The organism is Mycobacterium sp. 236(2023) (assembly GCF_029623955.1).
Lineage (GTDB): Bacteria > Actinomycetota > Actinomycetes > Mycobacteriales > Mycobacteriaceae > Mycobacterium.
In genome coordinates this window covers 150,881-177,102 of record NZ_JARSBP010000009.1, presented here as the reverse complement: position 1 = coordinate 177,102, position 26,222 = coordinate 150,881, and the positions used below count along the sequence as shown (strand labels likewise).

Sequence of the window (26,222 nt, the reverse complement as noted above, 5' to 3'; positions counted from 1 at the left end):
TTGGAGAGTGATCACTGTGGAGGACTGGGCCGAGATCCGCCGGCTGTATCGGTCGGAGAAGTTGTCGCAGGCTGAGATCGCGCGACGGCTGGGGCTGGCGCGCAACACCGTGGCCAACGCGGTGCATTCGGAGTCGCCGCCACGGTATGAACGAGCGCCGGTGGCGTCATCTGGGTGGTTGGCGGTGGAGCCGGCGGTGCGGGTGCTGCTGCGGGAGTATCCGACGATGGCGGCCTCGGTGATCGCCCAGCGGGTGGGCTGGACCGGTGGGCATTCGTGGTTCGCGGAGAACGTCGCACGGATCCGTCCGGAGTACGCCCCAGCCGATCCGTGTGACCGGTTGATCCATCTGCCCGGTGAGCAGGTGCAGTGCGACCTGTGGTTTCCCGGTGCGGTGGTGCCCGATCATGCTGGGGTGTTGCGGTCGTTTCCGGTGTTGGTGATGGTCGCGGCGTATTCGCGGTTCATCGCCGCGGTGATGCTGCCGTCGCGGATCACTGGGGACCTGTTGGCCGGGATGTGGCAGCTGCTCTCCGGTGACATCGATGCCATTCCTCGAACACTGCTGTGGGACAACGAGTCCGGTATCGGTCAACGGGGCCGCCTCGCCCAAGGGGTGTCCGGCTTTTGCGGGGTGCTGGGCACCCGATTGATTCAGGCCCGACCCTATGACCCCGAAACCAAGGGTGTGGTGGAGCGGGCCAACGGCTACCTTGGGACGTCGTTCCTGCCCGGGCGCACGTTTAGCTCGCCGACGGACTTCAATGCCCAACTCGGCGACTGGCTGGCCGCGGTGGCCAACGTGCGCCGCCACGCCAGCACCCGGCTGATCCCGGCCGAGGCGCTGATCGCCGACCGGGCGGCGATGGCCACGCTGCCGCCGGTCGCCCCGGCGACCGGAACCACTGTGAGCACCCGGTTGGGCCGCGACTACTACGCGGCGATCGGCTCGAGTGCGTACTCGGTGCATCCCGAGGCGATCGGGCGGATGATCACCGTGACCGCCGGCCTGGACCGCGTCCGCGCCCACTGCGGTGACCGGATGGTCGCCGATCATGAAAGGCTCTGGGGCGCGCACGGATTGGCTTCCGATTCGGCACACGTTGCGGCGGCATTGATCCTGCGCCAACAGTATCTGCACCGACGAACATCACCCGAGCACCATCTGCAGGTCGACGTGGAAGTCGCCGATCTGAGTGCTTATGACGCGGTGTTCGGGACCGGGGAGGTCGCCTGATGTCCACCAAACGGACCCCGGTTCCCGGTGAGGTTGACAAGCTGATCGCCCATCAGTCTCGATTGTTGAAGGCGCCGCGGATCGCCGGGCACTATGCCCGCTTGGCCGAGCAGGGCCGCGCGGCGGCGTGGTCGTTGGAGGACTACTTGGCCGCGGTGTTGGCGGTGGAATCCAATGCCCGCGCCGAATCCGGAGCACGACAACGTATTCGGTATGCCGGATTCCCGGCGATCAAGACGATCACCGACTTCGACTTCACCGCCCAACCCGCCCTGGACCGCGCCCAGATCGCCCGCCTCGAAGGCGGTGGGTGGCTCGCCGAGGCCCGCAACGTCGTGCTGCTCGGCCCACCGGGCACCGGCAAGACCCACCTGGCGACGGCGTTGGCGATCGCTGCCGCCCAAGCCGGACACCGGGTCGCGTTCGCCCCGGCGACCGGGTGGATCAGCCGCCTCGCCGAAGCGCACAGCATCGGCCGGCTGGAGGCCGAGCTGCGCAAGATCTCCCGCTACGGACTGATCGTCATCGACGAGGTCGGCTACATCCCGTTCGACACCGAAGCGGCCAACCTGTTCTTCCAACTGGTGTCGACCCGATACGAGAAGTCGTCGATCATATTGACCTCCAACCTGCCGTTCTCCCGTTGGGGACAGGTGTTCGGCGAAGCCACCATCGCCTCGGCGATGATCGACCGGATCGTGCACCACGCCGACGTCATCGCCCTCAAAGGGGCCAGCTACCGCATCAAACACACCACGATCGAGACGCTGCCCTCCGTGGAAGTCGACCGTCAGGCAGACTCAACCCCGTAAGCACACCTGCTCACTTTTCGACCGGAACAGGCTGCTCACAATTCAACCGGAGCTGACATCGCCAAACTCATCGACAAACACTTTCACGTTAGGGGTGGGCGTAGCAGTTTCTCTCGTCACGCTGTCGAAACAGGTTGCCGCGCGATCTTCGCACTGTACGTGCCTGTCGTATCCGATGGCACGGGCTCGATCACTGTTGACGACGAAGTCTTCGTCGACCCCGGGTCAAATGTCACTGAATTGCAATCATTTTCGGTGGTGGTTGATACCGAAGACCCTGGTCTCCTGACAGCACTGGCTCGGTGCTCTGTCGCTGATCTCGATGGACTTTCGGGAATTCGTTGTTTTGGCCAGAAGCGGGTCGACGGCACAGGTGTAGAAGTGGTCTCTGAACTTGTCGGACCGCTGATATTGGGTGACTCCATAGTTTCGCTCGAATGGTTACGCGGCCTGCGCCACGCAAGTCCCTCTGGACCGCCGCGACGGTTCTCTTCCTGAGCAGACTCATTGCTGATGTACCTATGGGCTCAGCGCTTGTAGCGATGGCCCAGTTCGCGCCCAACGGTCTGTGTCTATGCAGATCCTGTTTCGCAGGCGGAGGGTGAATCTCCTGCCTGGCGCGCAGTACCAAGAACTAAACTAATGCAGCCAAAGCGGAGCAACGTCCATAGGTCGGGCACTTAGGTGTGGTTACAAGCCTGTCCGTAGTTCGAGCAAGCCGCACCCCCTGCGACTATTTGCTCGCGCGCTCCTGGCCAACGACGGCCGTCATCGGAGTCCTCGACAGGTTGTTGCACGCATCGTGCATGTCGTCGACCTCGTAGAACCCGAGGCTGGCCCGCTCGCTCAGCGTGCAGTTGTAACTCGTCTTGTCCGTCGCTGACGCCATGCCGCCCCCGAGCAAGCAAATGCCACCGATCAGTGCCGCCGTGATAGCGATTGCCGCGCCAAGACGCTGAGCCCGCGTCGCCATCCTTCGTTCTGTCAGTCCGCTCTTAGCAGCCACCGAAAAACACCCCCGGAATGTTCAATCCGCCGCCGACGGCTGCGGTGGAAACATTCGCCGGGTCCCAAATCTCGGCACAAGTGCCTGGCTCGGAAAACGGATTAGATCGCTCGTCGCCGATGGACGACCACGCCTGGTTGGTCTCCCCTGCTTGGGCCTCCGCAGCGCCGGCTAACAGCAACCCGACATCGCTTGATCGAACCTCGGAAGGCCCGGCGTTAACGATCCCGATCTCCGAACCGCGTTGGACGTTCTGTTCGTTCTCGGCGAGCGCCACGCCAGTGCCACAGACGAGAGCAACGGCAGCACCACTGGCGGCCAGCAGCGCCGCAGCCGCGATGCGGCGGCCAATCTCGCTGACGTTTTGATGACGGTGAGCGGCCATTAGGTCGCCCCTTTCTGGCCTCTATGGCCGATCTTGTGACCTATACGCCCTGTTCAGGGCATGCGGGCACCACGCAGGAGGGTTGGGTGGATGTGCCGTCCGGGTGGCCGGTGGAATGATCATAAGGGTCAATACGCATGGGTGCAATACGATTGGGTATGAAACGCATGCGTGCGATGCGCTCTGGCCCGTTGCGCCTGGGGCGTATGGGGTTGGTGCCGTGCCCGCAGATGGCCGAGCGAAGGCTGCCCTGAGTACCACCACCCGTGTCTTTGGCGAACGCGTGCGCGACCGCCGGCTCGAACTTGGGCTCAGTCAGGAAGCGGCCGCGCAGCGCTGCGGCATTCATTGGACGCAGCTCGGCAAGGTCGAACGAGGTCAGCGCAGTCTGCGGTTAGAGACGATCGTCAAAATTGCCAGCGGCCTCGATATCGATGCCGGAAAGCTGGTGAGCGGCCTGCCGGTGGCGGAAGCAGACACTGCGGAGTAGCCCTCAGGCTGACATCCCTCCGAGAAGGCGGGCATACGCGTGGGCCGAAGTGTCGGTGGCCTCGCTTAGTGTTCATCGCACAGGCGCAACGAGGCACCTCTTCTGGACGAAAAGGATCACGATGGGCGACACCGTTCAGCTGTTTGGCCGCGGTAGTTTCCACGACACCAGCAACCTGCTGGCCACCGCGCTCGACTCGACAAACCGCAAGGTCCTGAACCGGTTACAGCGCTGGGATACAGACAGCCTGCTCGGTCTGCCCTCGGAAACGGTTGTCGCAGAACTGGTCAGCGACGGCTCAGTCTGTTGCCCACGGCTCCTGACCGACCAGGCGTGGATGAAGCCGGCGACAGAGGTCGACCAGCAGTACCAGAGCTTCGGCGAGATTCACACGCACCGGGTTCCACGGTTCGTCCTGGTCGTGCCATTCGAAGGAGAGCGCGTTGTGTTCACCCAGCGCGCCAGCACCTCATCTACGAATCCACCGCGGGTGCTCGCGCTCGAAATGGACGAATTACATCTGTTAATCGATAACCCACCCTCTGATGGCGCCGCTGTTCGCGCAGCGTTCGACGATCAGATCGCGAACATTGAGAGATACCTTGGCTGGTCACGCGCGCAGATCGAGCAGCACAACCGACAGCTACGCGATGAGCTTCCCGGCCTGGTTAAAGCTCGACGTGAAGAGCTCGCGGCAACCCGCAAGCTTCAGGCCGACGCAGGCTATCCCACCAGCCGCCCGGAACGAGGGGTGTGAGCAGGGTTCAACCCAACCGTGTGGTTACGGGCAGCGGCTTAAGGGTGAAGTCGGTACTCAGCGCTGGTCTTAATGAGATTGCCTGAAAATCACCTATCGGGAATCGGTTCCGAATTCAGATAATGCGCCTCGGCGTAAAGCTCTCCTAGGCGCGAGAAGAAGCTATTGGAATGCGCCGCTTCGTGCTGGTGTCCGACCGGCGTCTGGTCGCAGGTGGTATCAGCGTGTTCGACTGACTGTGCCGGCTCCCGTGCCTGTTCGCCACCACAGACCCCCCGTTTGCCATGACGTGACTATATTGCACACCTAACACTTTTGTGCAGGTCCGGACAAAAGTTCTTGCAGGTGAAACGACCTAACGATCTGCTTGCCGCGTCTGGCTGGCACTCCAGCAACCACCCCGTTACCGTAGCTACAGTCACGGCTACGCCGCAGGCCAACCGCACTCCACCCGATGCGAAGTGCTGCGCTGCAAGCGCCGGCTCGATACGGCACGCCCCCGATCCTCCGCTGCGAAAAATAGCGCACGGGGGCCGTCTCGGGACGCGGTACGTTCTAGCGGGGGTCGAGGAGCGTCGTACGTCAACTGCACCCGGGGGGAGTCGGTGACAGAGCGGATCGAGGTCGATCCCGACGGGCTGGTCGCCGATGGCCAGAAGCTGGCGTCAATCGGTGACCCGCTGAAGCCGTCTGGGTGCGCGGCACCGGGATCGGACATGGTGTCGTCGCGGGCGGCGCTCATCCTCATCGAGCATGAGGACGGTCTGGTCGTCGTCACCAATTACGCTTCCCTGCTTCGTGATCAGGCTGGAGCGGTGATCCATTCTGTGGCAGTGATGTTCGTCGTCGCCGACGAGAAGAACGCCCTTAATATCCAGCGGGTCACGGTCCATGCGGCACCGGGAATCACTGACAGCGGAGCACCTGCGATGCCGGCAGTCCCACCAGCACCGCGGCAACCGCCGATTCCGAGAATCCCGAAGCTGTTGGGGCTGCCGAACCTGCCCGGCGAGGTTTTCGCCGAACAGCTGCACGGCGGGCCGGGCTCGGGCAGTATCCGAAACTTGTCCGACGATTGGCTCGACAACGCCCGCGGACTGCTACTCGCTTCGGACGATGCCCGATTCGTGGCGGGCCAGATCGATGCTGACTGGTTTGATGGAAAGCACAACGCCGCCAACAATGTTCGCAGTCATGGGGAATGGTTGGAGTCAGCGTCACGGTGGGCGGACCGGCTCGGGATTGCTGCTGAAGGGGTTGCGCACTCATTTGACGAAGCCGAAAATGACTGCCCCACACCAGATCAGTTCAAGCATGCGCGCCAGAACATGGAGTACCAAGCCAAACGCAACAGCGAAACATTCGGGTTGAACGCAGCAGGAGTGGCGAAGGCGCTCGAAGAGTTCAACCGTCTGCAGGACCAGGCGGTTCGCGCCATGACCAAGTACTACTCCTCGGTCAGCGCAGCAATCGATACTTTGGGTGATCCCATCGTGCCGCCACCCCCCATTGCCAAACAAGGAGTGTTACCCAGTGAAGTGGTGCGTGGTCCCGGTGAGTGGGTGGCCGAACGGCGTGGGGGTGGTTCGACCGGCTCGCGTGCGTATGAAGAACAGGTCACGGGTGCACCTGCAGACATGGAATACGAGTTGCCGCGCGGGGACGGGCAGCCCGGTCGCACCGACTTCGACGGCTATGACCCGGATGCTGGACCCGACGGACTGCTCTTCGAGGCGAAGGGCGAGAATTACGACTGGATGGTTGGTCCTGACGGCAACTTCAAGCCAGAACTCGGGCCGGCGCGGGACATCCCGCAACAACTTGGCCGCCAGTACAGCGCCGCCGAATTGGCCGGAGGCGTACCAGTGGAATGGCGCGTCGCCGAACCGAGGGTCGCCATCGCGATTGAACGCTTGGTCGACACGCTCGGTTACGACGATCTGATTACTGTCGTCTTCGTGCCACCAAGGTAAGGATGAGGCTGTGTTGGACCTAATTGCGTCGTGGGGTGACCGCCCGGAAAACGCTGAGTCGTGCGCCGAACGGGTGCTGCGCTCTTGGGAACTGTTTCCCCCGGAACCAGACGCCTACGGTCCGTGGGGCGAACGGCAACGGCTAGCCGGTGAAGTCGTTATGCCCTTCGTGCCGATTGCAGCCAACGACAGCAGTGCGGTCGCGGCGGCAGTTGTCCGGCAGACCGAGGAATTTGTTGGCGGACCGCTAACGGCCCAAGCCTTCACCTTTGAGTTCGCCCGACAGAGTCTTACAGAATTCAGCACTGACGGTGCGGAACGATGGGCGCAGGAAGCAAAGTACTACGTCCGCGCGGGCTACCAGAAGCCGGGACGCCGATTTAATCGCGTTGTCTTTCAACTGAATACGGGCACAAGTCCTGATCTGATTCGTGAATACCTGACCACGATTGTTCGGGTCTGGGAACCCGACCACGTAGCTGTGACAACCCATGAGCTCATCAAGGCGCAGGGCCGCAAGACACCCCAGCTCGACGTCGGGTGGCTCACCTACCTGCGCAGCGACATACCGCTCAACACCGCAGTTCTCGGTGACGGAATCTCAAGAGAAGATTTTGGCGACGGTCGATACTTGACCCTTCACGGCAGCCCGCAACAACCAGATCTCGATCAGATTGTTGAAGTGCGGCGTGCGCTTGGGTACATGTAACTAGGTGCAACATGGCTTAGTGTAAACAGTGGCAGAGCGATGCCCGAAAGGGCTGCATGACATTCACTCTACAAAATCGTGCACATCATTGCTTGTCGATTCGGTTAGCGTTGGTTGCATGAATAATCACCGAGATGGCGCCCGCGTACACCTGATGCGCTCAACACGAGACGTCACGAATTCAGATGTCCCCAAACAATCTTCGCCGAACCACTGGGCGGAGAAGCCTCCAGCGTGTGCCAGAACTGGTATGACTAGTTGTCTATCGGCACTTACTGTGCTCGAGCTGATGGCCAGAGGGTGGTTACCGGCGCCACAGCCCAACTCTTGAGGTTCAAAAGGTAATTGCTTCGGCGCTCGTACAGTCGTTGCAACGGGGGCAATCTTTCTTGGATCGCAACTTTTATCTGGCTTTAGACAGAAGTTTTGACTCACGACTCCTTCGCACCCGGAATACCCTGAAGGTCGCTCCGCAAGCGGCTGCTATCGTTACTTGCTTGCAGGGGGCGGAGAAAGATAGGAGAAGTCATGGCCGAGGTAATCATCCGCCAACTCGTCGACGATATTGACGGTTCTGAAATATTAGACGGCGGCGGTGAGCGGGTAAGTTTCTCGCTGCGTGGTGTCGATTATCAGATCGACCTCTCTAAAGCGAATGTGACAAAGCTCGAAAAAGCGTTCAAACCGTATATCGCGGCTGCGGAAAAGCTCGGGACCTCTCGCCAAGCGAGGCGGCCGAAGGCGAAGGGCAACGGCAGGGTGCCATCTGAACAGCTTGCGGCCATCCGGGATTGGGCGCGGCAGAACGGGTACGAGGTGTCTGACCGCGGTCGTATTAAAGGCGAGATCGTCGAGGCGTTCGAAACCGCGCACTAACTTCCGAAGTGCCCTTCCTCGCCGGAGTAAGCGGTTCGCGGCCAACATACTTATGGAACCGCGTAATAGCAGTCGTAGCAGAGGGCAGGCCTGACTAAACAAGTGCCATGTCGTTGTGGTCGCGCTTGTGGAATGGTGCTTCACGGAAACCCTGTTTCGCCCCCTGCTCCTCGCAACCACTCCTCAATAACACTGCGGCGGTAAAGAACTCGGCGTCCGACTTTGAAGGACGGCGGGCCGCCGACGCCAGTGTGCCGCCAGTACCGCAGCGTGCCGGGCGACACTCGCGTCATGGCTGACACCTCATCGATGGTCAGAAATTCGTTCTCCGGTTGTTCCAGTGCCGACGGGGGCGCGGTGGTTGTTGGTGCTGCGACTGTGCGAGTTCGCTTTGTGACGACGGTCTCCGCAATTGCAAGCAACGCATAGGTGTTTGCGAGCTTCCAGGGTTCGGTGTGGCGTGGGTCGATTTGTTCGGCTGCATCGACGGCCAGCTGGTACCAGTCCGACGGCGACACGCTCGCGGGTAGTCTCCGGCCGTCGACTTCGGCCAGCCAGCCCTCAACATCGGCACGGCGGTAGAGCGTGCGGCGGCCGGCCTTTAATGGTTTCGGGCCCTGGTTGCTTTGCCGCCAGTAGCTCAGCGTGTGCACCGACACTTCGATGAGTTGCGCGACTTCAGCGGGGGTCAGATTGCCCTGCCCCAGCGGAACGCGGGCGCCGTCAAGCTCCACGAACTTTCCGCAGTCGCAATCGGTTGCGGTGCAGGATGATCCGCCAGGCCGACCGCCACCGCCGCCGTGATGGATGCTCGCAAAGTGTCCGCAGTTTCTGCATTGGGCCATGGCTTTTATGGAACCGGGGTCACCACTCACGGGGTGCGCCGTTTGCGTGCTCGCATCGGTGCATTGAGTGGGCGCATGAGGTGTTCGTCGATCTCGTTGCGGTCGACTCGGATGGTCCGCTTCGAGCGGCCCAGCCGGTAGCCGGTCAGCTCGGCGTCGTTGATCAAGCGCCGCACCGTGCGGTCACTGATCTGGAGGTACTCAGCGGCCTCGGCGACGGTCATGTAGTGCCTCGTCACGATGGTCTCCAGATGTGAATACGACCCAGTGCGAGTACCGACCCGCGGTCAAGACGAATGGTGCGGCTGCTGCCGATGCGGCGGGCGTCAAGTTGTTCGTAGGCGATCATCCGTCGGATCAGATGCTGACTCACCTGGTAATGCTCGCCGGCCTGCTTGGGGGTCACCCAGCGTGGCAACACCGCAGCCGGAATCTCGGGGCGGCCGCAAAGCCTCAGGACAGAACCACGCTCAACACGAATTAGCCGGCCCCACGGTGAAACACCGCCGCGGACACCTATGCGTCGGAAGTCGAGCTGCGGCACTAATCGGTGATAGGCCTCAGCACGGTCGACACCGCAGAGCTGGGCCACCTGCGCCGTGGTCAGCCAGGGGGCCAGCTCATTCACGACTCGCGGATCTTGCGCAGACATGCAGCGCACCGCGATGCTTCGGGTTCTTTAGTCTTGCCGCAATGCGAACAGATCGTCTTGCGGCGCCGTCGGGCCGCTGCCGACTTGAGCGCCAGACGTTGCATGTACGCCTTACGTGCCCATTCGGCCCTCTTGGCGCGTTCTTGAGGTGACAGCACGCCATCCGGGTCGACCTCGCACTCAAACCGATCAAGCATGGCTTTTCGGGCAGGCCACGTCCGAGCGGTCCGATCTTCGGTTTTCGCCCATGATTCGTAGGCTCTAATCCTGCCACGCAAACTGCGCAGCTTTGACGCATCGTCATCGGCCGCCACGGACGAAACGCTATGTGCGGCATGTGAACAGCGATCAAACCCGGCGGGACCCGCTCATAGACGGTCCGCAAGCAGTCGGCCGACTGCATAGCTGGTCACTCGCGGCGGGAAGCGGGTTTCATCTCCTCGCAGAATGGAGGACAGTCACCGTCTGCTGGGAGCTAATCTGTCACTTCAATACTTGGGGGGCAAAGCAGCAGGTTGGTCTCGCCCGTCATAGGTATCCCGCACATCCGCACGGCGCTCGACGGCCCACCATCACGAATTGCTAGCGCATGATGCCCCGTCAGTTAAACGGATGACTCGCTGGCTTACCTGCCCCGTAATTCACGTGCGAGCATACAATTCGTCCGTTCCCGGAACCTGTCACTTCGAGGAGTTGGTGTGTCTACTGAAACGACTTCGGGCAGGCACGCTATGAGTATTGTGCAGACCACTGGTAATAGACGATTCGCCCCTTCTGCCCAGAGAAGGGACACAGTGAAAAACGTGGTCGTCGGCCTCGGTGCGGCGCTGGCGCTCGTCACTATTTCTGCCTGTAGTAGCGAACAATCCGCTCCGTCGGAAGTCGCGAGCAGCGACGCTGGTGCGCCCATGGATCATGATGGCGCTCCCATGGAAGGGCAGTTTGATACACCAGCGTCGGCAATTCCGGCAGCCGTGCCCCCCGCCTGCCCCTGGAGCGATGCAGAGTTCGGTCGTTTGATCGCGCCAATGTTCCCAGGTGCATCAGTGGAATCAGAGGATATTGTCCCGTCGAGCGGTGGCTACGCAAAGACTGTCTGCGTCTACGACTTTGGACCTGACAACAGTCTCACGGTTCTTCGATACCTCTATTCCGACAATGCCTACAGCAATGTAGGGGTCTACGACGTGGACCGAAACTACGGTGGTACTTCAGCCCAGGAGGTCTATGCCACCACGGTAAAGGCATATACAGACGTCAATGCCGCGGCTGGAGGCGGTGCTGGAGTGAGCACCTATCCCGACATCGGTGAAGGGTTCGTCGTCGATAAAGGATCTACCGGCGTACTAGCGATCGCCGGTGCCTACTGGGTTCAGTTCGACCTGCGCAAGGGACGAATGGAAAACCAATCCTCCGAAGACCTGCTCGTGGCGGTCGCAACACAATTTCCTCCTGCCTGAATGTGTCGCCCTCCGCGACGGCAGACAGAAGTGTCTAAATGGCCGCGAGCCTAAACTGTCGAGAAATTTGCTGAATCGCTCATCAGCGCCGAAATGCACTGCTAGAGAGCAACTGTCATCAACTTCTATGCCGCATCAGCGGTGAACTGCACTCAGATATCCGCACATCGACCCAGGGGAACGTAGATGATCAAGGCTCGAGTCATTGCGATGATTTTTGTCGCCGCGGCTGTACTTTCTGCTTGCTCTGACGGACAGCCATCGCCTGGTGAAAGTGTTGAAGACGTCCCTGCTCTGTCCTCCGACGACTGCGTCGACGCCACTGGCGCCAATTCAAGGCCGGAAGAGATCGTTGATTCCCAGATCAGCATCCGTTTGCCCAGTGCATACACGGGGGAGATGCTCACGCAGGACGAGGAATACAAGCTTTTGCTTCCAACGTCAAGTCCGCCGTCAGAAGATCGGGACTTTGAGATCACTACTATCTTCGATGATGTCCCGTCAAGTGGCGACGCGGCTTTTGCCGCCGAGGTATGCAAGTTGAAGATCGGTTGGGCATCTGCGATCCCACGGCTTAGCAGTGTGGACGTGACTGACGCAGATGCCGCAGCGGCCGTCGCAGGCACACCCCACTATCTACGGGGAGTTGGCAGGATGTGGTGCAAAGAAATGAAAGGTTCTACATCTCGTCTGTCCTCTGCGCCACTCGACTTCGATGAGATGCGTGAGAACCTCTCGGAAATGCGGCGGGATCCAGAAGCATGGAAACTAAAGCTCATCAATCAATACGAGTCAGGAATGTTCGGAGAACTCGACATACCTGATGCGGAGGATAAAAAGAAGTTTGACGAATACCAGGCCGCGCGCCTTGAAAAAGTAAGGCAGCGCGACGCTAGTGACCTCGTGGACGCGCACGAGGCCTACGTGAAGTTCCTCAAAGCAGCCAACATCTACTTGTGCCCGCAGTACGGATAACGCGGCACTTAAGATGTCGCACACGTAAGGGCGGCCTACTCGCACCGCCTCGCCGAGGGCAGCACGGATGGGCGGTGCGGAGTGGAACACGAAGGCGCTGACCGATTTCCCGGCCGGAACGACGGCGAGCCGGTCAGCACATCACCCGCACATCATCCATTTGTCGTCGATCCTGACGGCCAGCCACGTCGAAGGAGAGCCCGTTGCCTTGGTGGCGTGGATCCATCGCCATGCCGTTGCTTTAGGGGCCATGTCGGCCTGTTGATCAGTCTCCTCGGTCGAGGTTACAGGGCCGAAATTTTCTGCGTTCTCTAGTGCGATGGACACGAGATCTACGTCCGGGCATTGCAGTTCGCGAAGTTTGTCGGCGTCCTGGCTCACCGCCGCATCCCGGTACTCGGCGTACAGCTCTCGCACTTGTTCGTCGTCCGATGCCGGAGTGGTGGCGGATGAACAGCCGGCGCCTGCGGTTACCGATAGGACGACTGCAAGCAGGAGAACGCGCATGCGCGGATTGTAGCCACGCAGGCACAGTGACTCCGGGCGATACTGCCACTGCGTGCCAGAATAATACGAAATATTGTCGTGACACTATGACCAGGTGGGGGTATAACCATGGACGATTCAGTGGCGCAGGAGCTGGCTCGGTTACGGAGCGACAAGGCTGCCTACCAGTCTGATCGCGACCGAGCGGTAGCTGAGGCGAAGCGGCTTGCTGCCGACTTCGTGGCAACGATGCGCGAATACAGAATTGCACCGCTCCCGATTTATACGTTTACGAGCGGTATATCCACGGACGAGACCGTCAAGCGTGGGTTTTTGAAGGTGAGTACCAAGCACACCCTTACGACGTACTGGACCGACTACACTCACGTTGCCGATGGCTGGCCGATCGGCCATGAGTTTGGCGAAATAGAAGCTCCCGATGGCTTTATCGACGGCCCGGTTATCACCACCCAGGGCATAGCGTGCGACGCTAAATGGGAATACGTTGCCGACAGTACGCCTGCGCCGAACCCTAGATACTACTCGACCAAACACAACGTTCATCGATTCGACATAGAGCCTATTCAGATCGGTCCGTGGAAGCATTTCTTAAAGATCTTCAAGCCGCCGACGGAGTTCAACTATCCGGCCTATAACGGCCGACTTGGACCTCTGACTGCGGCGGAAATCGCGCGCGGCATTCAGTTCTATCTGGGCTAGTCGGGGCCCTCGCCAAAGTGGTGACTTCGGTTGCGCGAATTGCCGCGACGAGGGTCTGTCCGGGAGCGGTAACGTCGGATGAGCCGTTGTTGCCGCACAGAAGGAGGGGCTGTGCCGAACGTCGTTCGTGTGGTTTCAGAGGACTTACACCTATCTGCTGCGACCGTCGATATGCATGCCGACACCGTCCGCGTGAAGCATGCAAGCGCCGATGGCCAGATCGAGGGGGCGCAGCGGGGCCTTCCTGCGGGCTCAGCAGCGATGTTGACCAGTACCGTCGCCAAGTGGCAGGCCGACAGCACGACGTTGTTCGGAAGATTGGTCGACCACAGCACAGGGCTGCGGACGAGTGCCGCAGCGTACGTATCGACCGATAACGTCAACGGGGCCGCGGTCGACGCGGCGGGCAACAAGATCCGGCCCGACGTCAATCGTTAACGAGCGAGTGGCGCGTGACCGTCCCCATTGAGGACGTTGACCGCTGGGATGCCGGCGACGTCCGCGAGGTCTTTAATGCCACTCGCAGCCGGGCCGAAGCGGCGTTCGAGGCCTCCAACGGCATCGCCGAGCTTCCTGCCTTGATTCGCGTCATCACGATCGCCGCCGCGGCAACGCTCCTGCTTGCCGCATGCTCGCCGTCTGAACCTGAATCACTCGGTCCGCCCGTACCGACAGGTGCTACCGAAATACCCGGAGGACCAATGGAACCAACTCCTATCGTGCCGTCGCCCGTCATCCCGGAAACTCAACGACAAGCCCAGGACACGGTGAACCGCTATCTCCTTGACACCGTCAACGCCATGCCCCAGGGAACCACGTTGGACGGAACCCGCTACATCGTGGGAGACGGGACCTCGTTCTGCGAAGACAATCCCAGCGGGGATGATCCGCCGGTCAGGGTGACCGACTGGCGCGATGTCGACCCGCCGGCGGGAACAGACATCCCTGCACTCATCGATCAGACTGGGGCGCTTTGGACAAGTTGGGGTTGGCAGGTGCTCAAGCGCGACGGCTTCGATAAGCCGAACCGATTCGGTTATGCGCTAGATGGATACGTGCTGCAGATCAGTGCGCGTCCCGATCCGGCACAGCCACCATCGCTGATCGCTTCGTCGCCGTGTTTCCGGAGAGCGGGCGCGAAAGTGACGTCCGCAAGAGTCCTGTCATCGGCCAGACAGCGTGATCACCTGTCTCGTACACAGTCGCTCGATCGCCCGCGTCGACGCGGCAACTAAGCCATTTCGCCTGGCGAATTGCTGTCGAGCGACCACGATCTCATGTTTGTCGCAGACGCAGAGAATTCTGAATACCACTGCACAGCAACGTGATCGGCGCTAAGCGGCCGATCCTCGGCACTTCTTGATTGCGCGCAATGACCTATACTTGAGATTGATGGAACGCCCTCCCCGCCCACAAACCTTCTCCGAGCTGATCGCTGCGGTGAGCGACGAATTCGGAATCTTCCTCGAGATTGTCAATACAGGTGGCGGTTCCGAGGTGATGCATGGCCGCTTGGAGTCTGGACATTGGCTCGTGGTCACTGACGCCGAAGACTTTCTTGCGGATATCGACGACCAGCTGAGCAGCGACGCTGAAGGGTATCCGCTGGGTTGGTTCGTCGGGGTTTATGAGAACGACGGTAGCGATGGGTTCGATCGACCCGCGAGCTATGCCGAGGGTGGATGCGTCACCTACGTCCAGCGTGACGAGGCGCGGTTTCGATGAGGTCAATGCGGTCATACGAGAAGCGCTTCAACGATTCTCGGGGATGCCTTAAGGCGAACGGTGTCTCGTTAGCAGGTTTCGTACGAACAGTGGCCAGGCCGACGAGCTGTGCGACCATGTCGTCGGCAGCGGTGGCCGGGCGGGTGCGACTGCGCTACTGCTCTAATACCCTGCCTTGCAGGATAATTGGACGTAGATATGAGCCTAGACGAATTTGCAAAAACTGTATGCCTGTATGACTGACCACCTCGACAAGGTTGACGCGGAATTAGTCAAGAAGGCTGATGCGGACGAGACGTATCGTCGCTTCGACGACGTCATGGCGGAACTCGATGACCTTAAGACTGAGCAGGCAGCGCGCCGGGTGCAGTTGGACCTTCATGAGGCTTGGCATCACGAGGTTCCAATCATGCGGGCTGACGCTCAGTCACGAGTCCTAGTGTTGCCCGCTGACGCCGGCGATCGCGACCCAAATAGTTCAAGTCGAAGATCATCCGCGACGCTTTGGGGTGGGATTCTCACGGGTTATCTGCGTACTCCTTCGCCTAATGTCGTTGCTCAGCTCTCGACGAGGATATCTATCGGCTCGAAGACGCTATCAACTCATGAAAACGGTCGGGATCTGCTATGCGAGCATGACTTGATCGAGCCTGGGAAGCTATCAACGACAGAATGGAGTTGATCCCGGGAGCCATCACAAGGCACTACAGCCATGGCCATTCGTGCCCGTCGAGTAAGAGGCCTCCATGAACGATACTTGAGCCCGGTATCGTCCCGACAAGGTCGCTTATCAGATCATCGACCTCGTCGTGAATGTCGGTTGAATCACCACGCGCGATCGCCGCTAGGTTCTGCAGGATATCGAACGCGGTGTTGAGGATGCCGACGTACGTTCCCACCGTGATGTCAAACAGATAGCCAAGGACTGGATTGGTGGCAGTTAGCGAGAAGGTGAATCTGTCGACGAAGTCGCTGAGATCTTCCAGGAAGGTCTCAGTTTTTCCATTCGGCGGCGGACACGAGTGGGTGGAATCACAACCATAATTGAGGCCCGGGCTGGGGTCGGTGTTTGTTGTGACGATCAGCGGAGGGGTGCTGTCGAGGCTCTCATTTCCGGCTGCGTCCACGGCGCGTGCCGTGTAGCGATAGGTCGCTTCAGAGACGAGGCCCGTGTCGGTATACGCCTGGCCAACGTTCACAATTGTAATTAACGCTCCATCGCGGAAAATCTTATAAGCGACGATTCCAATATTATCTTCGCCGCCCGAGACCAGCAGATCGACTGTTGTGGTGGTCCGGTCGGTAGTGGTGATGTTGGGCGCACTAGGGGCCGAGACATCCAGTATTGGGGCGCCCAGCGTCGTGACGACGAGCGAAGCGCTGTCAGGGCTTTCGTTGCCCGCGAGATCGCGGGCACGCGCAGTGTAGGTGTAGCTGGTGGCCGCGCTCAGCAAAGTGTCAGTGAATTTTTCGCCGGGACTCACGATGGTGAGAAATGACCCGTCTCGGAAAATCTTATAGGCGACGACTCCAACGTCGTCGGTGGCGCCGGAAACAACGAGTTCGACCGTTTCAACGGTCCGATCCGTCGAGGCGATGTCAGGCGCTGTCGGCGGAGTTACGTCGGGCGGGGCGTCGGGATCAACATTCGTAGTGACAGACAGCGGAGGTTCGCTGTCAGGGCTTTCATTTCCGGCCAGGTCCCTGGCTCGCGCCGTGTAGAGATATGTTGTGGCCGGGTCAAGTAACGTATCAGTGTAGGTCGCACCGAGGTCGGGATCTTCGACACCGACAATGCGAATCAAACCGCCGTTTCGGAAAATTTCATAGGCGACGATTCCGACATCGTCTGTTCCGCCTGAAATCTTCAGATCAACTGTGGTCGTTGTTCTGTGCGTAGTGGTGATGTTGGGCGCTGTCGGAGCTGTTGTGTCCTCGTCCATCCATACTATAAACAAATTTGTAATTTGATCTGCAATTGTTGAGTTGTAAGTACTCGGATCAGTATTACCCCACCCTTCCGGGTAATGATAGATGGTTACTCGGCGTTCCTGGACGGAGATTGTTTCGCCGGGGTTTAATCGTGTCATAGACAATATGTCTCTTTTTTCCGGCGGTATTCTGAGCGCCACGGGGTCCCAATATCGGAGATAGTCGTCCAGAACTTCCACGACGTAAACGGCGCGCGGGTCAGGGTCATCGATCGGGCGGGTGACCTCACCCTTGTACACGCCGAGGTACTGCTCGTCGTTAAAGGTACTTACGCGTGCAACTTGCTCGAAGCCGTTTGGAGAGCCGGTGTACCAACTAGAACCGTGTACCCACGATGGGTAGGGGAGATCGGCATACGAGCCCAACGATCCCGGAGGGACTATCGGTTGAACCGTCGTCGGAATGCTTTCTGGCGGCGCCGCGGCCAACGATACGGATCCGCCCGGGGATAAGGCGGTGGCAACTAGTACCTGGGTTGGCGTGTCGGCGGTAGTGTCGTCGGACTTCTTGTTGGACGAGACGCTTTCGGACACAAGGTGGTACGCACTCTGGTCAGCTTCCAATCTGTAATCGCCGTCGCCTACTTCCAGGAGGGCATCTTCACTGTCGGTCGTGTCGCCAGGTGCCGGCGATGAACCCTTAGGTTCCGCCGTTTTGTCGGCATCCTGCGGTGCGACATCTTCGGTGTCAGAGGAATCATCGGCGATCGGCGACGAACTAGGCGAGTCAGACGCGTCGGTTGGATCGTCGTTGTCTCGTGATTTCGACCGCTTGTGCCCTCGCGACGGATGTTGTGCTGATTCGGAAGTCGAGCCAGTGGCGGAAGTCGCTCGTTCGCCGGGGCTACTAGCGGATGAAGTCGTCGGCCCAGGCGAATCGCTAGCGTCGTCGGCGTAGGCAATACCCGCTCCAGACGCAAGTGCTGCTCCCACCCCGAGCCCGATGACGCCAGCACCTAGCCAGCTGTACGGCACCGTGCGGCGTGATTTCTTCTGGCGTGAACGACGTGCAGAATGCTTCCCTGCCATTACGATCCCCCCGTACAGCAATACCTGTCGATGCGTTTTTAGCAAACTATCGACACTGTCAAAAGTAGGTTATAGCAGATGCGCAAGGGTGTGTCAGCTCAAACGGCATAGCGCAGTGGACGAGAACCGTACTTGCAGTACAGGAACATTTTGCGCTGTCAACGAGGTTGTTTGGTGGCACATACAAGATCAATGGGCTCGCAGCTCACTCACAGCATGTTCGCAGTTCTAGTTATCTAGTGGCACTACACGCCTGGCTACGACTGTTCATGAATGATGTCGGTGGAGGTTCGTGCTGGGTGCGCGAGTTGAATCTTGCATTTGCTGGGCGTGCTGAGGTAGCCCCGTATCGCCGAGGGGGCGGGTTTCCCTGTGCCAGTGGGCCTTGTCGTGGTCAATTGGCCACGAAGCTGCCGGTCATCCGCGCACCTCGACGACAGCTTCGGGACGTTCGCGTCATGGCGGTCTGACCGGGTGAGAGACTTCGCTCGACATGGGGATCATGATCTGGGGAGAGGTTTATGGGACCAACCGAATGGCAGGCGGTTGTCGAGTTACTTCCGCCGCATGGGCAGTCGGCCATCGTGCAGCTCACCGCGGCTCCGTTAGCCGCTGGCTGGCTGCCCACGCCAGAGGACATCGCGGTCCTGCGTGAAGTGGCGGATGGTTTGCAACCCCTCGATGTATTGCTGACGCGGCTCGCCGATGCGGATGATGACATCCCCCCGCCCGCGGTCGCCGGTAACGCGGGCGCGGTTGCTTCTGCCGTGGCCGGCACGAGAGCGCGATGGTTGCTTAGCCAGGCACGAGATGCTCGTGTCGTTCTGGAGCGAATCCGGAGAATCCCGGTCGCGGGCGCAGATAGTCAGTGGCTCAAACGAATTGCTCGACAGACGCTTGACCAGGCGGGGCCAGACGGAAAGTCTGGCGCGCTCGGGCAGTTTCGCGGGCACTTCTTCGAGCAGATTGATGTCCGGGCGTACAACCTGAAGAACCTTCCTATGCGCCGTGTCCTTCAACTGCGGGGCAAGGCACATGCCCCTGGATACGATGCCAGTCGTTTTATCAATCGGCGCTTTGCCGGAGGCATCCAGCACAAGCTGAGCGCCTCCGGCGTCGTGAAGGCAGCGGACAAGTTGAACGCCCGCAAGGCGGGGTCAGCGACTCGCGCCACCTTGCGGCTGCCAAAGGATCAAGCGAGACGAGCGACGACGCGCGTCGCAGGCCGCATGCGGGTGGAGGCGTCGGAGATTTCCACTGCGGCGATCAAGCGCCGCGGTAATGCCGGCCTGCGACAACTGTCGCGCAGTGGAAAGTGGGCAGTCAGTCCCACGCGCCAGTTCACGCAGAAAGCCGGTGTCTCGGCCCTCACGGGTATGGCGATGGGGGCCGCTTCCGATGCGTCTCGGTTGTACCGGAAAGAGATGGGGAGCCACGAGTTCGCTTCGCGTCGGGGACTCGATGCGGTTGAGCAGAGTGCAAGTTATGCAGCGGGGATCGCCGCGACGGCGGGCGTTGTCACTGGGTTGAAGTCGGTCGCTGCCGGGGGTGGGGTTCTGGCCGGAACTGCGGCTACTGCCGCCGGTAGCGGAGTTGTGCTTCCGCTGGCAGTCGCGGCTGTTGCGGGAAGCGCCGTGGTGTACTCGCTGCGGCCCATACGGCGGCGGGCGGAGGCGTGGGCCGTCGAGCGTTCGAAGCGCAAGCGAATGAATTCGGAAGCGGCAGCAGCGCCTGTCGTCGAGGCGTCTGATCCGAAAGAGTGACAATAGTCAGTTCCCGAATGGCGCTGTCTTGAAATCGAATTCGATCTTGAGGAGGGCGTAACTTCTACTAGTTGACTGACGAATCGCTTCCTACGGCTGACGAGTCGGCCTAGCCGTCACAAAGTTCGCTCAAAAGTGCCGTATCCCTCGAGCGCGTAGACAGGTTCGGCACCGACCATGCCGACAACAGGGAAAATGAAGCGCTCGGTATAGGAGTCATGAATCAAGGCGCCATCCGCCTCGGTGACCGTACCCGACCCCATCATCCAGTTCTCTACGTAGCTGCGAAAGGCTGCAGCGGTTGCAACGGGAACGTTGCCGATGAAACCTGAAGCGAGCAGCGAGACATCGGGATCTGCCGCGATATCTGAACGAACTTTCTCACTTGTCCATTCGATAGGCCCTGCGTCATCCGCACCGCGGGTATTGTGCGGTTCACCTTCAGGTGGAAGTAGTGGTTGGCCGTGACGCTCCATCACTCTTTAGGTTACCTAACCTTGACTGCTAGGCAAAGGGGTCTGCGTGGGTGGATCGCCTTCATGGATGGCGAGGTAGCCAGGGTTGACCCGCCAAGGCGTCAACTATCCTCTGCCCATTGATAATAACGGCGGCTTCGGCGCGAAACCTATCATGGAAGAACGCGAGCGATTCATCCCAGTTGATACCGAGCACATCGATAAAGTTCTCCTGCACACTGGGATTAACGCCCGGCAGGTAGGTTTTAACTAGTTCCGATCTGAACTGTTGCCATATTTCATACCGGCGCGACGAGAGCACTTCCCTGCGAAGCGCCTGTTCGTCGTTGGCTCGTCGCAGTAGTACTGAGGTAGTGAAATCGTGCTCCGGCAGTTGGTCGAGCTGTGCACCGATATCCCGTAGCTCGTCGTCGAGTTGCTCTGCAAGTCGGACGATTTCGGGTTCGGTGCTCGGTCCGAGTGATATCGCGGGCAGCGGGATCATCTGGACAGCCGCAATCGCGTTCGGGTTAATGGCTAGCGATATCGAGCCCGGCGACTCCTCAACGTTGACGTACCGAACGGCCTTCCACTTTCCGAGGTCGTCGAGGGTTAGCTGGCTTGCTTCGTCATGACTCTCGTGGCGAATTTCAGGGTCTATCTCGTCGGCGCTAAGGTTGAGCATAACCCTGTAAAGATAGAACTGGCTTTCAGTATCATCCTGAAATTGGCGGCGCCGAAACATGTTTTCGATTGTCGACTCGTACGTTCCAACGTGGAGCGCCTTGGTCTGCTCGCGTTGCAGCATGTCGGCAAATACCTCAGGTGGCAGCACGGCTCTGGATGGTGCGAGGAAGATTGCGATACTTTCTGCGTAGTCTGGCGGAGGCCAGTTCGCGTGTGTTGACGTGTGATACCACACGAGACTGCTGATGCCCTCTGGAGCCAGCGCAGGGTCATCGGGATCCCGGACTACGATGTTCTCGGCCGATAGCGCGAGGGTTTCGCCGCAAGTGCCACACGGAGTGTCGGCGCTTGCATCGAACTGCTCGGCCGTAATGAGCGTTAAATGGCCTGTGGGACAGCGCATCCGGTAGCCATAGTTGAATGTAATCGGTCGCTCGATGAGCGGACTTGGAAATTCAGATTCCTCTTTCATGCTTACCCCGAAGCCCGTGGTGCTGATTGCAGCAGACCGATGACCGACTTGACCATCTGGTCAACGGACTCGTGCTCCCAGAACCTGACCACACGCCAGCCCGCTTGTTCGAGCGCACTCGTCTGCCGCTCGTCGCGTTCCACGTTGCCGGCAAGCTTTGGCGACCAGTACTCGCCGTTCACGCTGGGCTGCCGACCGTGATCAGGACAGCAGTGCCAGAAGCAGCCGTCGATGAAGATGGCGACCTTTCGCTTCGGGAACGCGATGTCGGGCCGGATAAGCTTCCCGTTGATGCGCACCGCGTAGTCCTTGCGGAAGCGGCAGCCCTCGCGGTGAAGTGCGGAGCGGAGTGCGATTTCTGGCTTCGTGTTGACTCGGCGGATAGCCGCCATATTCCGCGATCGGCCCGGGGTGGTGACGTAGGCGGCATCTCTGGCGGCCGCCGGCGTGGTGGCACGGTCAGCGGCGGGCACCCGACTACGGTACTTCCGAAGCGGCTTGACCGCGGGTGGTGCACGTCAGTAGATTCGTCGAACAAATGTTCGATTGGGAGGTGTCATGGCGGCGGGCCTGAGTTGCTTGGAGATCTGCGCGGGGGCCGGCGGTCAGTCGCTCGGTCTTCACCTTGCGGGGTTCAATCACGAACTTGCCGTCGAAATAGAGCCCGACGCCTGCCAGACGCTGCGACTGAACCAGCCCAAGTGGAACGTCTACGAGGGTGATGTCCGGGACATCGATGGTCGCGACTACCGCGGAATTGACCTTCTTGCCGGCGGCGTGCCCTGCCCTCCTTTCTCGATCGCCGGGAAACAGCTCGGCGAAGATGATGAACGAGACCTGTTTCCCGAGGCCCTACGGCTCGTTGAGGAAGCGCAGCCCAAAGCGGTCATGCTGGAGAACGTCCGCGGCTTGTCGACCGTGAAGTTTCAGACGTACCGCAATTCGATTCGCGGCAAGCTCGAGGAACTCGGGTATCGGTCGGATTGGCAGGTGCTGAATGCCAGTGAGTTCGGTGTCCCGCAACTGCGCCCCCGATTCATCCTGGTCGCGGCGAAGCCCGAGTACTTCGATCGCTTCAAGTGGCCTGCACCGATCGGCACGCCGCCGACGGTCGGCGATGTTCTCCTTCCGCTGATGGCTCGCGACGGCTGGCCTGGTGCTGAGGAGTGGGCGGAACGTGCCCAGGGCATTGGGCCGACGATTGTCGGCGGCTCACGCAAGCACGGGGGACCGGACCTCGGGCCGACGCGTGCTCGCGCGGCATGGCTGGAGCTCGGTGTGGACGGTAAGGGGCTCGCAAATCAGGGGCCCGATGAGCTGACGCCGATCGGCCACACGCCTCGCCTCACGCTGGAAATGGCGGCGGCAATTCAGGGCTTCCCGTCCTACTGGCATTTCTTCGGCCGCAAGACGGCGGCCTACCGACAGATCGGGAATGCGTTCCCGCCACCGGTGGCTGAGGCTGTCGGGCTGCAAATCCGTTCAGCAATTACAGGTAAGGCGGTGCGTCGACGGCGGAGCGGCAGCACACTGCGTGCCCTCGCCAGCGCTTAGACATCCTCTGGCGCTTCCTCAGCGTCGAGGCTCGATTTCTGGCCGCGCCTCGCGGCTTCCGCTTGGATCGCGGCGATGATGTTGGGCGGCCACGGTGCCGATTTCGTCAGGCGGTAGTACGTACGGACGCGCCCGCCTTCCTTCTTTTTTCGGTGCTCGTAGTCCCAGCCAATGAAGCGCAGGTCACGCATGCGACGTTGCCAATCCTCCTGGTACTCCTTGGCGCTGGCGACAGTCTCGAGCACATCCGAGCGCACTTCGACGCCGACGCCGAATGCGAGGAACAGCTCGCCGATGCGGCGTTGCGGTTCGTCGTAGGTTGCCGCCTGGCGAATCTGCTCGGCGAATTCGTCATAGGTTCGGAAGTGATCCTTCTTGCCGCCATTGCACTCTTCGCACAGCGGCTGGAGGTTCTCGATGTCGTTCGTTCCGCCCCACTCCTGCGGGATCTTGTGATCGACAACCAATTTGATGCCGTCTTGGAGGGGCCTCGCTCCACACATGGCGCACCGTTGCGGCTGGAGCACCTGAGCACGTGTCTTTCTACTGATCGGCTGGTTGCCAACTAGCGGCGGCTTTCGTGACACGAGGATGTAGCGAGGCCTGCGCCCTCGTGTCTTATCGATCCGGAAGTACGGATACAGTTCCCGCAACCGTCGATCCCGCTGCGAGTGCGTTTCGCCCGACAACTCGCCCAGGTGGTCGATGATCTCGGCCTTTGTGGGGGGATCGTCGCGACGCTCGTGCAGGAAGCGATAGATGCTGCGAAGTTCGGCAGATAGCGGTATCGCAGCGAGTTCGTCGCTATCGGGCGCCGGCAGCGGAAGTGCTCCGTCAGTCATTGCCGCAGGGTATCGGTCTATACCGACGAACCCTTGATTGACTCGACTCGAAGTCGCGGGTGTCTTCCCGGGGTGTTGGGTCGATCAACTATCGCTCACGTCGATGATTTGAGCATCGGGAGCAACCTCCTTGACGGCCCGGATCCCATTCTCCGCACCGGCCTTTTGTTTGTACATCTCGCTTGTCACGAGGATCTCGCCGTTGCGGGCCCTCAGGAAAAAGTAGTACTGCTCGTCCGAACTTTTTCGGATGACGAAGCGGCTTTCGTCGCTGGCCATGCTGTGCTCCTTGGTTGGCGACTGTCCTGCTGCAGCCGTTCGCATACCGGTGTAGCAGCAACAACCGACAGCGGAGTGACGCCGCCAAGCGGCCAGGTTCGGACATAAGCACCCTGGGCAGTCTTGTGCAGAGTGCGCTGACACCGCGACGCGCGCTGCCAGTTGCCGATATCTGTCGGATGCGTGGAATAGCCTGCCCCCAGCCAGTTCACAGTTGTAGTGGGGGGGCCACCATGACCGTTCCGTTCGCTGATGCGCCGCCGCGCGGCGCAGATCCAGATCTCGACGCCGTCGAGGCAGCGCTCTACCGCCTTGATCCGACTGGCGACCGGGTGGCCACCGTTATACGCGATACCTTCGACCAGCTCTACGACGGCCAGCACACAGGCCGATGGAACTTCGCTGATCTGCACAAGACGGAGAAGACCCACATGGGGACACTCGTCGAGATCAACCTGCACCGCGAGTTTGATTTTGAGGACGGCGACAAGACCGACTACCGGATCGCTGACGTCGAGGTCGACTGCAAGTACTCGATGAAGCCCTTCGGCTGGATGCTGCCGCCCGAGGTGATTGGCGAGATCGCACTGCTCGTGAGCGCCAACGATGAGTCCTCAGCATGGCAGGCCGGACTGCTGCGGGTGACGCCGGAGAACACCCGCGGTACGCAGAACCGCGATGCGAAGACGTCGCTGTCACTGGTAGGCCGCGGCCGGATTCGTCGGTTATGGGTTGATCATCCCGGGTTGGCGCCTAACCTGTTTCATCAACTTGACGCTGTGACGCGGGATGCCATATTCGCCGCGAAATCAGCACGCGGTTCGCAACATGGTCAAGCGCGGGTCAACGAGTTGTTCCGGCGGGTACACGGCCAGATCGTTCGTAGGGCCGAACTCGCAACCGTTGCCCAGCAGGACGATTTCATGAAACGAGCCCGCGGGAACGGCGGCGCGCGGAGTGCGCTGCGCGCGGAGGGGATTCTCGTCCTAGGGCATCAGGAGAATGATCCACTCGTGGCGCGCGCACTGGGTTTGCCTGTGCCTCGGAAAGGTGAATTGGTTGCGGCCCGTGTGATTCCAGCGCAACCGCACCGCGATGACCCGGTAGCAGAGGTCGCGGGCGACGTGTGGGCGGTCGCACGGTCCGGAGATGAGATAGTGCCGGCACCGGAAGTCGGTAGGGGGAACAGATGATTCCGGATACCTTCATCTCGGGCGACTGGCGGATACCGAGCGAAGCGACTTTCTGGATGCCCGATGCGGACGACATGGACGAGGAAGGGATTGGTTTCTTTCGCGATGTATGGCTGATTGCTGATATTCCGCGTTCGGAGGCGCTGGAGATAATCGATCAAGAACAGGCACTAGTGACCCTGGTTGATAGCTTGGCGTCCACTGCTGGGGACTTCGAGCGCCTCGCCCAATGTATCGAGCAGTGGGATCCAGACGAGGAAGATCTCGATGCGGCACCTCACGAACTGTCGATCATTCGGCCCGTCCTCAATGAGCTGGACCTTGCACCGCTTGGCGGCCTGGAGTTGGGCGTCGCCGGCGCCGTATTCGCTCTGGCTGCCAGTGGATTTGTACCCGCAGCGAGCTGTCGCGGACACGCCGGTTCGCATCCTTGGTCCGACCGACCGGTCGTGCTGTTCGCGACCGATGAGCCTCACGCACGAGCTCTCGAAACGCCTGCAAGACAGGCGGGTTGCGTATTCGACATTGACCCGGCTCGACAAGATCTTCTTGTCGTCCAAGGGGGCTCGATCACGAACTTAATGTTGCTGGCGACCAATCTGATGCGAACCGGTTGAGCAGTAGGTGCGACTTCGGCATAAGGACCACCGCCCGGTTCTCGGCTGGCTAACACGCTCGCAGCTTGAAGTGCGTACAGGCCGTGTGACGTCTGATACGCTGAATCATCACTTTCGCGTGCAGCGGGGTGTTGGGCAAGGCCACGGTTCTTGCTGGCAGTTCGTCTGCCTTACTGAAACCGAACCAGGATCCACCAGATGTGGGTCGCTCGGGGACGCGGAAGATACCAAC

Annotated in this window: 30 protein-coding genes; 17 read left to right on the top strand and 13 right to left on the bottom strand. The window is 60.4% G+C overall.

The window, feature by feature from the left end; all coding sequences use genetic code 11:
* The first annotated feature begins 16 nt into the window (after positions 1-16).
* Together istA and istB are read left to right on the top strand one after the other, a co-directional pair.
* A complete protein-coding gene (istA, locus tag P9A17_RS28965; protein ID WP_278042283.1) occupies positions 17-1,237 on the top strand; it encodes an IS21 family transposase in 1,221 nt (406 codons plus the stop codon).
* Entirely contained in the window at positions 1,237-2,049 is an 813-nt protein-coding gene (gene istB / locus P9A17_RS28960) for an IS21-like element helper ATPase IstB (RefSeq protein ID WP_278042218.1), read from the top strand. The genes istA and istB overlap by 1 nt, the downstream gene beginning before the upstream one ends.
* 733 nt (positions 2,050-2,782) lie before the next feature.
* Here the strand turns inward: istB and P9A17_RS28955 are convergent.
* Together P9A17_RS28955 and P9A17_RS28950 are read right to left on the bottom strand one after the other, a co-directional pair.
* A complete protein-coding gene (locus tag P9A17_RS28955) occupies positions 2,783-2,938 on the bottom strand; it encodes a hypothetical protein (RefSeq protein ID WP_278042217.1) in 156 nt (51 codons plus the stop codon).
* Positions 2,939-3,044: 106 nt separating this feature from the next.
* A complete protein-coding gene (locus P9A17_RS28950; RefSeq protein WP_278042216.1) occupies positions 3,045-3,440 on the bottom strand; it encodes a hypothetical protein in 396 nt (131 codons plus the stop codon).
* A gap of 220 nt (positions 3,441-3,660) precedes the next feature.
* Here P9A17_RS28950 and P9A17_RS28945 point away from each other — a divergent pair, with 220 nt between their 5' ends.
* The 5 genes from P9A17_RS28945 (at position 3,661) to P9A17_RS28925 (ending at position 8,245) form a co-directional block, all read left to right on the top strand.
* Positions 3,661-3,930, top strand: coding sequence for a helix-turn-helix transcriptional regulator (locus P9A17_RS28945; RefSeq protein ID WP_278042215.1), 270 nt, complete (start codon positions 3,661-3,663; stop codon positions 3,928-3,930).
* Positions 3,931-4,051: 121 nt separating this feature from the next.
* Positions 4,052-4,687, top strand: a complete 636-nt coding sequence (locus P9A17_RS28940; RefSeq protein ID WP_278042214.1) for a hypothetical protein — start codon at positions 4,052-4,054, stop codon at positions 4,685-4,687.
* Between the two features lie 605 nt (positions 4,688-5,292).
* Complete coding sequence (locus P9A17_RS28935; protein WP_278042213.1) at positions 5,293-6,660, top strand: PPE domain-containing protein; 1,368 nt, start codon at positions 5,293-5,295, stop codon at positions 6,658-6,660.
* Positions 6,661-6,820: 160 nt separating this feature from the next.
* A complete protein-coding gene (locus tag P9A17_RS28930; protein WP_278042212.1) occupies positions 6,821-7,369 on the top strand; it encodes a hypothetical protein in 549 nt (182 codons plus the stop codon).
* 528 nt (positions 7,370-7,897) lie between these two features.
* Positions 7,898-8,245, top strand: a complete 348-nt coding sequence (locus tag P9A17_RS28925) for an Lsr2 family protein (RefSeq protein WP_278042211.1) — start codon at positions 7,898-7,900, stop codon at positions 8,243-8,245.
* Between the two features lie 140 nt (positions 8,246-8,385).
* On the opposite strand, the gene P9A17_RS33270 is transcribed toward P9A17_RS28925, so the two are convergent.
* The 4 genes from P9A17_RS33270 to P9A17_RS28900 form a co-directional block, all read right to left on the bottom strand.
* Positions 8,386-8,979, bottom strand: coding sequence for a helix-turn-helix domain-containing protein (locus P9A17_RS33270; RefSeq protein WP_347403865.1), 594 nt, complete (start codon positions 8,977-8,979; stop codon positions 8,386-8,388).
* 137 nt (positions 8,980-9,116) lie between these two features.
* Positions 9,117-9,314, bottom strand: coding sequence for a helix-turn-helix domain-containing protein (locus tag P9A17_RS28910; RefSeq protein WP_278042281.1), 198 nt, complete (start codon positions 9,312-9,314; stop codon positions 9,117-9,119).
* An 11-nt stretch (positions 9,315-9,325) separates the two neighbouring features.
* Positions 9,326-9,718 (bottom strand): DNA-binding protein, encoded by a 393-nt coding sequence (locus P9A17_RS28905; protein ID WP_278042210.1) that lies wholly within the window; start codon positions 9,716-9,718, stop codon positions 9,326-9,328.
* Positions 9,715-10,056, bottom strand: coding sequence for a hypothetical protein (locus P9A17_RS28900; RefSeq protein ID WP_278042209.1), 342 nt, complete (start codon positions 10,054-10,056; stop codon positions 9,715-9,717). Before P9A17_RS28900 ends, P9A17_RS28905 begins: the two co-directional genes overlap by 4 nt.
* Positions 10,057-10,545: 489 nt before the next feature.
* On the opposite strand from P9A17_RS28900, the gene P9A17_RS28895 reads away from it, so the two are divergent.
* The gene (locus P9A17_RS28895; protein ID WP_278042208.1) at positions 10,546-11,202 is read left to right on the top strand and encodes a hypothetical protein; all 657 of its coding nucleotides are present in this window, start codon (positions 10,546-10,548) and stop codon (positions 11,200-11,202) included.
* A gap of 186 nt (positions 11,203-11,388) precedes the next feature.
* The gene (locus P9A17_RS28890; RefSeq protein WP_278042207.1) at positions 11,389-12,177 is read left to right on the top strand and encodes a hypothetical protein; all 789 of its coding nucleotides are present in this window, start codon (positions 11,389-11,391) and stop codon (positions 12,175-12,177) included.
* Positions 12,178-12,318: 141 nt separating this feature from the next.
* Here the strand turns inward: P9A17_RS28890 and P9A17_RS28885 are convergent, their stop codons facing one another.
* The gene (locus tag P9A17_RS28885; protein WP_278042206.1) at positions 12,319-12,684 is read right to left on the bottom strand and encodes a hypothetical protein; all 366 of its coding nucleotides are present in this window, start codon (positions 12,682-12,684) and stop codon (positions 12,319-12,321) included.
* A gap of 108 nt (positions 12,685-12,792) precedes the next feature.
* Here P9A17_RS28885 and P9A17_RS28880 point away from each other — a divergent pair, with 108 nt between their 5' ends.
* The 4 genes from P9A17_RS28880 to P9A17_RS28865 all read left to right on the top strand — a co-directional run bounded on the left by P9A17_RS28880 (position 12,793) and on the right by P9A17_RS28865 (position 15,108).
* The gene (locus tag P9A17_RS28880; RefSeq protein ID WP_278042205.1) at positions 12,793-13,383 is read left to right on the top strand and encodes a hypothetical protein; all 591 of its coding nucleotides are present in this window, start codon (positions 12,793-12,795) and stop codon (positions 13,381-13,383) included.
* Positions 13,384-13,575: 192 nt separating this feature from the next.
* A complete protein-coding gene (locus P9A17_RS28875) occupies positions 13,576-13,821 on the top strand; it encodes a hypothetical protein (RefSeq protein ID WP_278042204.1) in 246 nt (81 codons plus the stop codon).
* Positions 13,822-13,835: 14 nt separating this feature from the next.
* Positions 13,836-14,618, top strand: a complete 783-nt coding sequence (locus P9A17_RS28870) for a hypothetical protein (RefSeq protein WP_278042203.1) — start codon at positions 13,836-13,838, stop codon at positions 14,616-14,618.
* A 157-nt stretch (positions 14,619-14,775) separates the two neighbouring features.
* Positions 14,776-15,108 (top strand): hypothetical protein, encoded by a 333-nt coding sequence (locus tag P9A17_RS28865; RefSeq protein WP_278042202.1) that lies wholly within the window; start codon positions 14,776-14,778, stop codon positions 15,106-15,108.
* A 704-nt stretch (positions 15,109-15,812) separates the two neighbouring features.
* On the opposite strand, the gene P9A17_RS28860 is transcribed toward P9A17_RS28865, so the two are convergent.
* Positions 15,813-18,128, bottom strand: coding sequence for a hypothetical protein (locus P9A17_RS28860; RefSeq protein ID WP_278042201.1), 2,316 nt, complete (start codon positions 18,126-18,128; stop codon positions 15,813-15,815).
* Positions 18,129-18,649: 521 nt separating this feature from the next.
* Between P9A17_RS28860 and P9A17_RS28855 the strand changes: the two genes are divergently transcribed.
* Positions 18,650-19,891 carry a hypothetical protein gene (locus P9A17_RS28855; RefSeq protein ID WP_278042200.1) on the top strand — a complete coding sequence of 414 codons (1,242 nt, stop codon included), beginning with the start codon at positions 18,650-18,652 and terminating at the stop codon, positions 19,889-19,891.
* Positions 19,892-20,007: 116 nt separating this feature from the next.
* On the opposite strand, the gene P9A17_RS28850 is transcribed toward P9A17_RS28855, so the two are convergent.
* From P9A17_RS28850 to P9A17_RS28840, 3 genes are all read right to left on the bottom strand, one after another.
* The gene (locus tag P9A17_RS28850) at positions 20,008-20,367 is read right to left on the bottom strand and encodes a hypothetical protein (protein ID WP_278042199.1); all 360 of its coding nucleotides are present in this window, start codon (positions 20,365-20,367) and stop codon (positions 20,008-20,010) included.
* Between the two features lie 61 nt (positions 20,368-20,428).
* Positions 20,429-21,505 (bottom strand): hypothetical protein, encoded by a 1,077-nt coding sequence (locus P9A17_RS28845; protein ID WP_278042198.1) that lies wholly within the window; start codon positions 21,503-21,505, stop codon positions 20,429-20,431.
* A gap of 2 nt (positions 21,506-21,507) precedes the next feature.
* On the bottom strand, positions 21,508-21,978 hold the full coding sequence (locus P9A17_RS28840; RefSeq protein WP_278042197.1) for a very short patch repair endonuclease: 471 nt from the start codon (positions 21,976-21,978) through the stop codon (positions 21,508-21,510).
* Between the two features lie 85 nt (positions 21,979-22,063).
* Between P9A17_RS28840 and P9A17_RS28835 the strand changes: the two genes are divergently transcribed.
* Positions 22,064-23,059 carry a DNA cytosine methyltransferase gene (locus tag P9A17_RS28835; RefSeq protein WP_278042196.1) on the top strand — a complete coding sequence of 332 codons (996 nt, stop codon included), beginning with the start codon at positions 22,064-22,066 and terminating at the stop codon, positions 23,057-23,059.
* Here the strand turns inward: P9A17_RS28835 and P9A17_RS28830 are convergent.
* Both P9A17_RS28830 and P9A17_RS28825 read right to left on the bottom strand, forming a co-directional pair.
* The gene (locus P9A17_RS28830; RefSeq protein ID WP_278042195.1) at positions 23,056-23,901 is read right to left on the bottom strand and encodes an HNH endonuclease signature motif containing protein; all 846 of its coding nucleotides are present in this window, start codon (positions 23,899-23,901) and stop codon (positions 23,056-23,058) included. The two genes, P9A17_RS28835 and P9A17_RS28830, sit on opposite strands and share 4 nt — an antisense overlap.
* Positions 23,902-23,985: 84 nt before the next feature.
* A complete protein-coding gene (locus P9A17_RS28825) occupies positions 23,986-24,180 on the bottom strand; it encodes a YegP family protein (RefSeq protein WP_278042194.1) in 195 nt (64 codons plus the stop codon).
* A gap of 233 nt (positions 24,181-24,413) precedes the next feature.
* On the opposite strand from P9A17_RS28825, the gene P9A17_RS28820 reads away from it, so the two are divergent.
* Both P9A17_RS28820 and P9A17_RS28815 read left to right on the top strand, forming a co-directional pair.
* On the top strand, positions 24,414-25,373 hold the full coding sequence (locus P9A17_RS28820; RefSeq protein ID WP_278042193.1) for a NaeI family type II restriction endonuclease: 960 nt from the start codon (positions 24,414-24,416) through the stop codon (positions 25,371-25,373).
* Positions 25,370-25,990: a hypothetical protein gene (locus tag P9A17_RS28815; protein WP_278042192.1), complete on the top strand. Its 621-nt coding sequence runs from the start codon at positions 25,370-25,372 to the stop codon at positions 25,988-25,990. Before P9A17_RS28820 ends, P9A17_RS28815 begins: the two co-directional genes overlap by 4 nt.
* Positions 25,991-26,222 lie beyond the last annotated feature (232 nt).